Annotated in this window: 9 protein-coding genes; all 9 read left to right on the top strand. The window is 34.6% G+C overall.

The genetic code is table 11. The features are described 5' to 3' along the window. The first annotated feature begins 92 nt into the window (after positions 1 to 92). The 9 genes from B0M43_RS18900 (at position 93) to B0M43_RS18860 (ending at position 13,417) form a co-directional block, all read left to right on the top strand. On the top strand, positions 93 to 782 hold the full coding sequence (locus B0M43_RS18900) for an SGNH/GDSL hydrolase family protein (RefSeq protein WP_078007733.1): 690 nt from the start codon (positions 93 to 95) through the stop codon (positions 780 to 782). Between the two features lie 286 nt (positions 783 to 1,068). Next, positions 1,069 to 2,010 (top strand): ROK family protein, encoded by a 942-nt coding sequence (locus B0M43_RS18895; RefSeq protein WP_078007732.1) that lies wholly within the window; start codon positions 1,069 to 1,071, stop codon positions 2,008 to 2,010. A gap of 31 nt (positions 2,011 to 2,041) precedes the next feature. Further along, positions 2,042 to 2,557 (top strand): phosphoheptose isomerase, encoded by a 516-nt coding sequence (locus B0M43_RS18890; protein ID WP_078008016.1) that lies wholly within the window; start codon positions 2,042 to 2,044, stop codon positions 2,555 to 2,557. 235 nt (positions 2,558 to 2,792) lie between these two features. After that, on the top strand, positions 2,793 to 3,818 hold the full coding sequence (locus B0M43_RS18885) for a LacI family DNA-binding transcriptional regulator (protein WP_078007731.1): 1,026 nt from the start codon (positions 2,793 to 2,795) through the stop codon (positions 3,816 to 3,818). Between the two features lie 538 nt (positions 3,819 to 4,356). Then, positions 4,357 to 7,401 (top strand): TonB-dependent receptor, encoded by a 3,045-nt coding sequence (locus B0M43_RS18880; RefSeq protein WP_210418034.1) that lies wholly within the window; start codon positions 4,357 to 4,359, stop codon positions 7,399 to 7,401. Positions 7,402 to 7,412: 11 nt separating this feature from the next. Then, the gene (locus tag B0M43_RS18875) at positions 7,413 to 9,035 is read left to right on the top strand and encodes a RagB/SusD family nutrient uptake outer membrane protein (protein WP_207797814.1); all 1,623 of its coding nucleotides are present in this window, start codon (positions 7,413 to 7,415) and stop codon (positions 9,033 to 9,035) included. Positions 9,036 to 9,064: 29 nt separating this feature from the next. Next, a complete protein-coding gene (locus B0M43_RS18870; protein WP_065448437.1) occupies positions 9,065 to 10,189 on the top strand; it encodes a SusE domain-containing protein in 1,125 nt (374 codons plus the stop codon). 61 nt (positions 10,190 to 10,250) lie between these two features. Further along, positions 10,251 to 11,432 (top strand): glycoside hydrolase family 76 protein, encoded by a 1,182-nt coding sequence (locus B0M43_RS18865; RefSeq protein ID WP_168199961.1) that lies wholly within the window; start codon positions 10,251 to 10,253, stop codon positions 11,430 to 11,432. A gap of 176 nt (positions 11,433 to 11,608) precedes the next feature. Beyond that, positions 11,609 to 13,417: a glycoside hydrolase family 2 protein gene (locus tag B0M43_RS18860; protein ID WP_123921819.1), complete on the top strand. Its 1,809-nt coding sequence runs from the start codon at positions 11,609 to 11,611 to the stop codon at positions 13,415 to 13,417.

Genomic DNA, 13,417 nt, shown 5'->3' with positions numbered 1-13,417 from the left:
ATTTTAGTCATACTACTTATTGTTCGTTAATGTTTGAATGGTGAAAGAGTTCTCTAATCTAGATATATAACCGAATACACATTGCGAATTAAATGAAAACACCTTTATTTTTCTGTTACTTCCTGATACTTTTTTTTTCTGCAACTTATTCCTATGCTCAGGATTGGCCTAACTTAAATCGTTATAAGGATGAAAATTCTAAAGTTCCGGTATTGAGTGCTAAAGATCATAGTAGGGTAGTTTTTATGGGAAATTCAATTACAGAAGGATGGATCAATAAACGACCTGATTTTTTCAATTCAAAAAAATATATCAACAGAGGAATAAGCGGTCAGACGACACCACAAATGTTATTGCGTTTTAGACAAGATGTAATTGCTTTAAAACCTGCTGTAGTGGTTATTTTGGCAGGTATAAACGATATCGCCGAAAATACTGGACCTTATTCTGTTGAGACAACTTCGGGAAATATATTTTCGATGTGTGAACTGGCCAGACAAAATGGGATAACGGTGATTCTTTGCTCGGTTCTTCCTGCATTAGATTTTAAATGGAAGCCCGGTTTAGAACCAGCTAAAAAAGTTGTAGCCCTAAACAGTGTCCTAAAAGCATACGCAGATAAAAACAAATTTTTTTATACGGATTATTTTTCAGCAATGGTAAATGAAAAATTAGGTTTAAAAGATGAATTAGGTACGGATGGCGTACATCCTAATGAAGCAGGATATGCCATTATGGAACCTATTTTAGAAAAAAACATTTTTAAAGCACTTAAAAAATAAATTAAATTCTTTCTGAATCTGCAAATGCAATTGCATAATATTTTTGAAATGACCGAGATAAGTTTGTTCAATCTCATTTATGAAAATAGAACAAGAGTAAAAGTAATTCAGGAGAATAGTATTGTTTTTTGACAATATAGTATCGGATGTTAAAAGTCTTTCTTTTTAGGTTTGAATATTATTTTTTAAATCCTTCAAAGAGGCTAATCCACAAAGAAATAGAGAAAAAACAGAGATAATTAATTGAATTGATTATGAGTAAAAAAATAATTAAAATGAGTAACAAATGTCAATAACAATAGGTGTAGATATTGGAGGGAGCCACATCAGCAGTGCTGCCGTAAATGGTAATGATTTTGTGATAATTCCGGGAACATATTTTAGCGGAGCTGTTGATAGTAAAGCTTCTAAAGAAGTAATTATTAAAAAATGGGCCGAAATAATCAATCAGACTATTCAGGTAATTCAGGAAGACTATGACTATTCTTCAAGTGATGTTATTGGAATCGCTTTTTCTATGCCAGGGCCGTTTCAGTACGAAACCGGAATTGCCATGTTTGAAGGAAATGATAAATACGAGTCCCTGTATAATGTATCGGTTGCAGATGAACTTTTAAAATACCTAAGCACACAAAATGTAAGCTTCAGGTTTCTTAATGATGCCAGTTGTTTTGGAGTAGGAGGATCGCTTACACAAGAATCTGAATTGAATAATAAAGTAATTGCTATAACTTTAGGAACTGGTTTTGGAGCCGCTTTTTTAGACCATAAACTGCCAATTACACAAGGAAGTAATGTACCGCATAATGGTTGTTTATGGGACAAACCTTTTCAGGATAGTATTGCTGATAACTACTTTTCGACCAGATGGTTTTTAAATCAGTACGAAAATAGTACCGGAAAGAAATTGACAGACGGTGTTAAGGAAATAGCCGGTATTGAGGATTATTCGACTGCAAAAATATTTGATGATTTCGCCCATAATTTAAGTGAATTTTTAGCGCCTTTTATTCTTGATTTTGATGCAGATCTTTTGATTATCGGAGGGAATATTGCCAAATCAAATCGATTGTTTTTGACTAAATTTCAGGAGAATTTAAAAAGCAAAAATATAAACATATCAATTTCTATTATCGAAAATACAGAAAAGACCAGTATTCTGGGATCAAGTTATTTATTTAATGAAGTTTTCTGGGAACGCATTAAAGCAGAATTACCGTATTTCTAGAAAAAATAAAAATTGTAAAAAAAAAGAAATTATGAATATCAAAATAGAAGAAAAAGACAGTAAAGCAGTGGTGTTTGAAAAGATTAGAAATGAAATCGAAAAACACAATTTTACGATCATCAACGAAGACCAGACAAGACCTTGGGGCGGTTTTTTTGTGATCGAAGAAAGCCAGGCAAGTGCTTTTATAACAAAGTTTTTTTCGCACTTAAAGCTTGACGAGGTTCAAATCACCAATAAATTAAGCCCAAAAATTTTAGTGGTAGCTCCGGAAAAAAGATTATCGTGGCAATATCACTTTAGAAGAGCCGAAATCTGGAAAGTGGTTGAAGGTCCCGTAGGAGTAAAAATTAGCGATACAGATGTTGAAGGAGAATTAAAAACATTGCAAAACGGTGATTTTATTGAGATGGACAAAGGAGAACGTCACCGCCTGATAGGTTTGGATTCTTGGGGTGTGATTGCAGAAATCTGGCAGCATACAGATCAGGATAATCCTTCGGATGAAGAAGATATTGTTCGTCTTCAGGATGATTTTGGACGTTAATACAAAAATAATCTCGCCAAGTCGCCAAGCTTATTTAGCCACTGATTAAACGATTAAAATGATTAAAAAAATCAGCTTAAATCAATTTAAATCAGCGTTAAAAAAAAGCTTTGCGCCTTTGCGAGATTAAACTTTTGAACTTACTTTAAGTAAAATAGTACTAATTTAACGTCACAATTATAACTTTACTATATTTGAGCAAAAATTGTGGTTTTAAATTAAAAATGATTTTAAAATGAAGAAAAAACCTGTTTCTATTAGAAATATTGCCGATGAATTGAAGATATCTGTTACTACGGTATCTTTTGTATTAAATGGTAAGGCAAAAGAAAAACACATTTCTAAAGAGCTTACAAAAAAGGTTTTAGATTATGCAAAATTAATAAATTACAGACCCAATCAAATTGCACAAAGCCTTAGAACCGGAAAATCTAAAATTCTGGTTTTTATGGTCGAAGATATTTCCAATAACTTCTTTTCTAAACTTGCCCGAATTTTTGAAGATATTGCATACGAAAAAGGATATAAAGTTATTTTTTGCAGCAACGAAAATGATGATGAAAAATCAAACGAATTAATCAATTTATTTAATTTTCGTCAGGTAGATGGTTTTATTATTGTGCCTTCTCCGGGAATAAAAGATACCATCGAAGGTTTAATAAAAGATAATATTCCTGTAGTTTTATTAGACAGGTTTTTTGAAGGATTAGATTGTAATAGTGTTGTTATTGATAATGTTCAGGCGTCTTTTGATGCGACACAGCATTTGATACAAAACAAGTTTAAAAATATTGGCTTTATCACAACCGCTTCAGATCAGAGCCAGATGATGGGACGTTTGTCCGGATATGAAAAAGCAGTCGCAGAAAATGGTTTGAAATCCCATACGCTTCAAATTCCTTTTAATGAAATTATTAAAGGAAGAGGTAAGGAGTATGTTAAGGATTTCTTTGAAAAATATACTGATTTAGATGCTGTTTTTTTTGCTACAAATTATCTTGCACAAAGCGGACTGGAAGTTTTAAAAGAAAACAATCCAAAATTAATTAAAGAGTTGGGTATCATTGCGTTTGATGATAATGATATGTTTAAAATCTACGATCCTACCATAACATCTGTTGCACAGCCTTTGATAGAAATAAGTACGAAGCTGATGGAATTGATGCTGCCTCTTTTAAAGAAAAAAGATGTGAGCGAAACCCATCATAATATTGTATTAAAAACAGAACTAATACTGCGCGAATCATCACTTGTGAAGTAAGGCAATTACTACGGTAATTTGCTGAAAAACAATACTACTTTTTTTAGAAAATCCGAGACTCAATAAGCATTTATTGATTCTCGGATTTTTTTTTATCCCATTTACTAAAAATAAGCTTTTTAAGCCTTATAAATTGATTTATATCATTTTTCGAGATCAATAATTTTAACAATTAATATAACGTTTTCGTTGAATTTTATTGCGTAATATTTAATATAAGTCACCTAATAAGCGCATATCTTATAAAATTAACATTAAAATTATATTTAGCAAAAAAAGTTTTTTTTTACTAAAACGTTTTAGTATGTTTGCTATGAATTAATAAGTTATTGTAGCTCGTTTGGTTTTTAACGATTAAAATTTACCGGAAACTTTTAACCGATCAAAAAACGAGACCAGCTAATTTTTAAATATTTGAAGTGATTTTAAATTTTAAAAAAGCAGTTCTTAAAACTTCAGAATTAATTCAGTAAAAACTAACTAACCAAAATTTTTCATGATGAAACAATCAAATTGCAGAAAGAAAAAAATGCTCTGTATGCATTTTTTCCTCACAATTATTCTCATTTGTGGCGGGTATAACAATGTTACTGCCCAGAATCAAAAAACTCAGGTTACTGGGGTCATCACTTCACTTTCAGACAAACTGTCTCTTCCGGGAGTTTCTATTATTGATGTCAGTGATCCAAGAAATGCAGTAAATGCTGATTTTGACGGGCATTATTCGATAACATTAAAAAACGGAACAGGTTCTTTACGCTTTACAATGATTGGTTACAAACCAATAGAACTAAAAGTAAATAACAGAAGCGTTATTAATGTGGTTATGGACTTAGATGTCTCAGCTTTAGATGAAGTAGTTGTTGTAGGTTATGGTACACAAAAGAAAAGAAAAGTTGTAGGTGCCATTGATCAGGTTAATAATGATGCGTTCAAAGACAGACCAAACGTAAATGCAACACTGGCTTTGCAGGGTAAAGCGCCAAGTTTAACCATTCAGCAAACAAACTCAGAGCCGGGTGCAGGCTTAAACCTTAACATTCGTGGGATAAGTACATTAGGAAACAATAGTCCGCTGATAGTTATAGACGGTATAGTAGGAGGAGATATTAATGCTTTGAATTCTGCTGATATCGAAAGTGTATCTGTATTAAAAGATGCCGGTAGTGCTGCTATCTACGGATCCAGAGCAAGTAATGGAGTGGTGCTTATTACAACCAAAAAGGGAAGTAAAAGTAAACCAATGTCTATTCAGTACAGTAGTCTTACCGGATTTAATAGCCCAAAATACTTTACAAAACCGGTACACGGATACGAAAATGCGATGTTGAGAAATGAAGCAGCTTTTAACTCCGGAGAAACTACTGCAGTGTTTTCGGCAGCTAAAATTGCAGAGCTAAAAGCAAACGGGGATACAGAATGGTTTGCAGAAGAAATTGTAAAACCGGCACTTCAATTAAACCAAAATTTATCTTTTTCGGGCGGAAGCGACAACTCTACTTATTTAGTATCATTAGGATACCTTGATCAGGAAAGCACATTCGTTGGTCCCAAAAAAGGTCAGGAACGCTACAACTTTAGAATAAATCTTACGAACGAGTACGGTAAATTTAAGTTGACGTCGACATTGGCTTATTCAAAACAAAAAATTACAGATCACTCCTCAAGCACAGGTACCTTAATGGCTGATGCTTTCAGGGTTCCCTTATATTATACGCAAAAAGATAAAGATGGTAATTACCTGACAAATGATGTGTTACAACAATTTAATTCATTGGGAATTCTGGAACAGGGAGGTTTTAGAAGATACGATAATGATGATATTTTTGGAGCTTTTAATGCAGAGTTTAAATTATCGAATTCCTTAAAAGTAAAAGGTGTTTTTGGAGGACGTTTATGGTCTGGAAGTATGTACAGCAGAGTAAAAGAAGTGAACTTTTCGCCTCAGGGAGTTTATGGTGCTGACAGAGATACAAATGATGAAACCAGAAAAAGTCTTGACCTGAACACACAGTTTATGTTAGAGTACAGTAAAAGTTTTGGTAATCATAACGTAGGCGGATTGATTGGAGTTTCTAACGAAAATCATTCCGACAGAGGAATCGGGATCTACAAAAAATATACTGATCCGGATTTGGGAACTCCAACCAGCGAAACAGTAATTGGGGAGAACTCTTATAATTCTAATGGAAGTTCATCAAAAAATAGTCTTAATTCTCTTTTTGGTCGTGCATCATATGATTTTAAAGACAAATATTTTGCAGAATTCAGTTTTAGATATGACGGATCATCAAAATTCAGAGATGAATTAAGATGGGGATTCTTTCCTTCGGGAACACTTGGTTATGCATTGACCAAAGAAAGCTTCATGGAAAACTATAACGATAAGGTAGGTAACATTAAACTAAGAGCTTCTTATGGTATTTTAGGAAACCAAAACGTGGGTAATTACCAATACCAAACGACTTATTTTACTTTTCAGAATGCTTATGGTTTCAACAATAGCGGTGTGAGCGGTACAGGATATAATTTTGCAAATCCTGATATTCAATGGGAAAAAGCAGCCACTTTTAATGCAGGAATCGATGCAGATTTCTTTAAAGGAGCCTTATCATTTTCATTCGACTATTTTGATAAAGTAACATCAGACATTCTTGTTCCACCGCAAGTACCAGGAGTTTTTGGTACAGGACTACCAATGTTTAATGCCGGAAAAGTAGGAAACAAAGGATGGGAAATTAGTGCCACTTACAGACATAAAGGAAAAGTATTAAACCATAGTTTGATGTTGAATTTTGGAGATTCGAAAAACAAAGTACTGGACTATGGCGGAAAAGAAAGATTGAGCGGAGTAGAAGAGTTACAGGTTATTCTTCGTGAAGGACTGCCTTTCAATTCTTATGTGGGATTAAAGAGAGATGGAATTTTCCAGAACTGGGATGAAATCAAAGGAGCAGCAGTTCCTGAAGGATTAAGTGTACAGCCGGGTGATAACCGTTATGTAGACGTAAATAAAGATGGTAAAATTGATGACAATGACAAGTTTGTTTTCGGTAATCCTTTTCCAAGATATACTTACGGAGCTACTTATAATTTAGATTACAAAAATTTTGATTTAAGCATTTTTATTCAGGGTGTTGGAAAAAGAACCATGATGATTAGAGGAGAGCTTGTAGAGCCGTTTCACTACAATTATGGTATGACAATGTACACACACCAATTAGATTACTGGACGCCTCAAAATCCGGATGCAAGATATCCAAGATTGGCAAACAATGGCACACAATCTAATACAAACAACTTCAGAAGAGGTTCTGATATGTATTTGTATGATGGTGCCTATGCAAGGCTAAAAAATGTGCAAATAGGGTATTCATTATCAGATGATGTGGCGCAAAGGTTAGGAATGAGCAGATTTCATGTTTATGTTTCAGGACAAAATCTACTTACATTATCTAAAGTGAAATTTGTTGATCCGGAACTTTCTGAATTTAACAATAGCATGACACCTTCGGGAGCTAACAGCGGAAGAGCTTATCCAACGCAGGTTTATTACGGAATGGGTATTGATATTACCTTTTAAAAAAAATGAAAATGAAAAATATACTTAAACAAATAAAATTCATACCAGTTGTACTCTTACTATTGGTAAGCTGTGAAGATCTGGACCTTGCGCCTGAAAATCAATTTACAGATTCTAATTATTGGACAAGTGTAGATAAAGCCCAGACTTTTCTGAATACGGCTTATTCGCAAATGCAAACCAGTCAATATTTCTTTTATAATGAAGCACTATCTGATAATGCTTTTAACGGAAGAGGAGATAATGCAGGAGCTGCATCAATTGGAGCCGGAATTTATGATCCTTCTTTAGGAAGAATAAAAGAAGAATGGAATAATCGATACGCGGGTATTAAAACCTGTAATCTTTTATTAGAAAATATCGACCGTGTTCCTAATGCAGATGCAACTGTAATTGCAAGAATGAAAGCAGAAGCCCGTTTTTTGAGAGCTTTCCAACATTTTCAGCTAACAACCTGGTTTGGAGATATTCCTTTAATAAAGAAAGATCCTTCTCTTGAAGAAGCAACATCAGTAAGCAGAACATCGCATGCAGAAGTGATTGCCTATATTTTAAGTGAATTGGATGCCATAATTCCGGCATTGCCAAAGAACACGCAATATGCCGCTGCCGACAGAGGAAAAATCACGGTAGGTGCTGCAGTAGCGCTAAAAGCAAGAGTTCTTTTATATGAAGGCAAATGGGATGAAGTTGTAAAAACAGTAGAACCATTTATAGCGATGAGTTACGGAACCTATAGCTTGTTTCCTTCTTACGAAGGTTTGTTTCAACAACAAAACGAGTACAACAGTGAGGATATTTTAAGTTTACAATATGTACCACAATTTAGAATGTGGGGAGAGTTTTTTGATATGGCTCCTCTTTCTGCCGGTGCAAGGTTAAATGCTTTGGCTCCAACTCAGGAATTAGTAGACAGTTACTTAATGATGAACGGAAAAAGAATTAACGAAGCCGGATCAGGATACAACGAAAACGATCCTTATATCAACAGAGATCCAAGACTTACGAATACGGTAGTTTACGATAAATACAATTGGAAAGAAGGAGACGGAAGTTCTCATATTATTTACATCAAACCAGGCACTTCAGTAGGAAACGCTGCAGATGAATTTGTACAAGGATCGTCTTCGACTCCTACAGGATATTATACTCGTAAATATTATGATACGCAACATTTAACTTCTTTGCAGTCAGGTTTAAATTTAATGTTGTTTCGCTACGCCGATATATTGTTGATGTACGCAGAAGCTAAAAATGAGCTGAACCAAATGACAAGTGCAGTTTGGGATCAAACCATTAAACCATTAAGAACCCGTGCAGGCTTTACAGATGCAGCAGCTTTATCTTTTAATAGTGCTTTAGGACAAACAGGACTTAGAGAAGTAATTAGAAATGAGCGCCGTACAGAATTTGCTATGGAAGGTTTAAGAATCTTTGACATTAGAAGATGGAAAACTGCCGAAGATGTTTTGAATGGTTATGCACACGGAGCCAAATTTGGTGTGTCATCTGTAGACAATGGTTATTTAAGAGTGAACTTAAGAACTTTTGATCCTGATAAACATTATTTATGGCCAATACCAAGAGATGAGCGTTTGATTAATACAAATTTATCTCAAAATCCAAACTGGTAAAACTAACTAACAACCTAAAAATAAATAACATGAAAAATATATATTCAAAATTATTATTACTAGTATGCGCAATCTTTGTGGCAAGTTGCGACAACGACGATACAATGAGTCATACTAATGTAAGTGCTGTTAACGCGCTTTATTCTCCGGCGAATAATAAATTTTATGATCTTGGTGCACAAAGTTCTGCTGTTTTCGAATGGGAAGGAGCTAAAGCAGAAGACAACGGAGTGGTATTGTACGATGTGGTTTTTGATGTTGAAAACGGAGATTTCTCTAAACCAATTTACGTAAGACCATCTGACGGAAACGGATTTCAAAAAACATTAAACCTTTCTTTTACAGAGCTTAATAAAATTGCCGGATTGGCAGGTATTGCATCTGAAACTATCGGAAAATTGAAATGGACTGTTTATTCTTCTAAAGGTGTAAATGTTCAAAAATCAAGTGTTTCAGGTATTATCGAAGTACAAAGACCAGGCGGTTTTCCAACTCCGGATCAGTTGTTTATTACAGGATCAGGTTCAGAAACAGGAGAAACAGTGGCAGATGCGCAGGCTTTCAAGAAAACTGGTGCTACGACTTTTGAAATCTATACGAAGTTACAAGCAGGAAGCTATAAATTTATATCAAGAAAAAATGGAACTCCTGAGGTTTTCTATATCAGCGAAGCCAAATTAAAACAAGACGGAGCAACGACTTATACAGGAGATGCAAAAGTGTATAAAATTAAAGTTGATTTTAGTGATGGTTCAACGACTATGACAGAAATTAAAAAGATCGAATTATGGTTCCCTCCACTTAGCCAATATTTATTTGAATATACATATTCAGGAAAAGGAATCTGGAAAGCTGCCAATAAAAAAATCACTTTCAAAACAGAATCTTGGGGTAAAGACGAGCGTTACAAATTCAAATTTACTGTCGTAAACGGTGCAACTTCAAGTGAAGAATGGTATGGTAGTGTTAATAATGATAACAACAGACCAGACGGTAACGTTGCAGCATCATACTGGTATATGGTTCCTGTAAGCAATGATGTATGGAATAACAGTTTCAAATTTGCATCTGCAATAGACGGTACTAATGTAAATGCCGAAATTAATTTTAGTGCAAGTGTACCGGCATATACACACAGTTTTACAATTCTATAAATAACCCTCGACGTCTCTTAGAGATTGTTTCTAAGAGACGTTTTATTAAATGAAATATATTATGAAAAAATTATTTTCAACACGTTATAACATCATGTTACTTTGTGTAATAGGATTAGGGTTATTGACTACTTCATGTGATGATGATGCAGTTCCGTTGCGTGATCCTAATACGACAACTGGTCCTGAATTTAAATATACATGGGCACAAACAGCCGATTCTTTACAGCTTTCGACCTATAATAATTATTTAGGATCTAACGGAACTTTCGTAGAAAACAACACAGGAAACAGTACATTTCATTACTGGCCAAATGCTCACGTTCTTGATGTTCTTACAGATGGTTATTTAAGAACCGGAAATGAAAACTACAAAACCAAAATGAAAGCATTGGTTCAGGGAATTAAAGTAAAAAACGGAAATACCTACAACAATGTTTTTAATGATGATATGCTTTGGCTGGCGAATTCCTGCCTTCGTGCCTATAAAGCTACAAATGATCAGGAATATAAAGATGTTGCCGATTTTTTATGGGAGAGAATAAAACTAAGCTGGAGTGATGTTTTTGGAGGAGGAATCACCTGGAAACAAAATACACCAAAAGAGAAAAATGCGGTATCAAACGGTCCGGCAATAGTTCTTGCCATGAGATTGTACGAAATAGATAATGATGCTGATGATCTTGTTTGGGCTAAGAAAATTTATGCATGGCAAAAAAACAATTTGGTTGATCCGGTTTCAGGAGCAGTTTGGGATAATATAGCAGAAGTAAATGGAGTCGTGACCACCAATAAAGACTGGGTATTTACTTATAATATGGGAACCTGGATTGGTGCCGGTTTAAGATTGTACAAAGCTACGAACGACCAGACGTATCTTGATGATGCGGTAAAATCAGGAAGAAACGTTTTGACTAATCCAAAATTAGTTTCAGAAGGACTTCTTAAAGATGAAGGTCAGGGCGACGGAGGATTATTCAAAGGTATTTTGGTACGTTATTTTACAGAACTAATAGAGCAGCCAACAATCAATTCGACGGATAAGGAAACTTTTGCAGCATTTATGAAATTTAATGCGCAGTCATTTTATAAAAAAGGAATCCTGAGACCTGCAATGCTTTCAGGAAATAACTGGAAAGTAGCTCCTGCAGCGGGAGGAAAAGTAGATTTAACCACGCAATTGAGCGGAGTTATGTTAATAGAAGCAGCAGCCAAGCTGGATAAAGATGGTTATTTTGATTAATTATTTAGTGGTAGTTTAAGTAGTAATTTTTGTAATGCCTGAAGGAAATAAACAGCCTTCAGGTTTTATACTGTTTATCAGTTTAACAGAAATAGCATGTAAAGCACGAAGTAAGAGTATGATAATCATTCAATAAAGTACTTTCCGGAAATTTCTAAAAAAAATAAAATATTATAATGAAGAATAAAATCACAATTATACTTTTTCTTTTTGTAAGTCTAGTATCCTTTGCACAATGGAAACCACAAGGCGATAAAATAAAAACAAAATGGGCAGAGCACGTTGATCCCAACAATACACTTCCTGAATATCCACGTCCGATAATGGAAAGAAGTCAATGGAAAAATCTTAATGGTTTATGGAACTACGCAATACAACCGGCAGGACAAACAGCGCCAAAAGGCTACGACGGAAAAATTCTCGTTCCTTTTGCTGTTGAATCAAGCCTTTCCGGTGTAATGAAAAAAGTAGGTTCAGAAAACGAATTATGGTATGAAACCAATTTCACCATCGACAGCAACTGGAAAAGTAAAGATATTTTATTGCATTTTGGTGCAGTAGACTGGAAAACAGAAGTGTGGATAAACAATGTAAAAGTAGGAACACATACTGGAGGATTTACGCCTTTTACTTTTAATATAACACCATTCTTAAACGGAAAATCGCAAAAATTAGTGGTAAAAGTTTGGGACCCAACAAACGACGGAACACAACCAAGAGGAAAACAAGTTAAAAATCCTGAAAGTATCTGGTACACGCCGGTAACAGGAATCTGGCAGACCGTTTGGTTAGAACCGGTAAGTAAAAAATACATTGCGAATTTAAAAACCACACCGGATATAGATCGTAACACTATTACTATCGTTCCGGAAGTTGAAGGAAGTGCAGCAGGTGATATTGTTGAAATTACGGTATTCGACGGTATCAAAACTATTGCATCAGAAAAAGGAGTAGCAGGCCAGTCTTTGGATATTGTAGTAAATAATCCAAAATTATGGTCGCCTGATACACCATTTTTATATGATATTAAAGTAAAATTAATTAGCAGTGGCAAAGTAACAGACGAAGTAAAAAGCTATTTTGCAATGCGTAAAATTTCTTCGAAAAGAGATGATAAAGGTATTGTGAGAATTCAGTTGAATAATAAAGATTGCTTTCAGTTTGGTCCGCTTGATCAGGGATGGTGGCCTGACGGTTTGTATACTGCGCCAACAGACGAAGCTTTAAAATATGACCTTGTAAGAACTAAGGAATTAGGTTTTAATATGATTCGTAAGCACGTAAAAGTAGAACCGGCAAGATGGTACACACATTGCGACAGAATGGGATTTTTAGTATGGCAGGATATGCCAAACGGAGATGATGGCCCAATCTGGCAAATGCATAAATATTTTGAAGGGACAGAACTAAAAAGAACAGCACAATCTGAGGCGACATACAAAAAAGAATGGAGAGAGATTATGGATCATTTATATTCGTATCCAAGTATTGTAGTTTGGGTTCCGTTTAATGAAGCGTGGGGACAATTTAAAACAGTTGAAATTACAGAATGGACTCAAAATCATGATCCAAGCAGATTGGTGAATTCATCAAGTGGAGGAAACCATTTTCAAACAGGAGATATGTTAGACATTCACCATTATCCTGAACCTAACTTAAAATTGTATGACGCACGCAGGATTACAGTTTTAGGAGAATACGGCGGAATTGGTCTTCCAGTTACGGGACATTTATGGCAGACAGATAAAAACTGGGGATATACACAGTTTAAAAATAATGACGAAACCACAGCCAAATACAAAGAATATGCAGATCAGTTAAAAACATTATCCAAAGTAGGTTTTTCTGCCGCTGTTTATACTCAGACCACTGATGTTGAAGGCGAAGTAAACGGTTTTATGACCTACGATCGTAAAGTGGATAAAATGAATTTTTCTGAGGTTAGTAAAATAAATAAAGAAGTAATTAACGCTATTAATAATTAA

The organism is Flavobacterium sp. KBS0721 (genome assembly GCF_002007065.3).
GTDB classification, from domain to species: domain Bacteria; phylum Bacteroidota; class Bacteroidia; order Flavobacteriales; family Flavobacteriaceae; genus Flavobacterium; species Flavobacterium piscis.
Note: the sequence above shows the minus strand (reverse complement) of the source record. Positions and strands in the feature narration are given on the sequence as shown.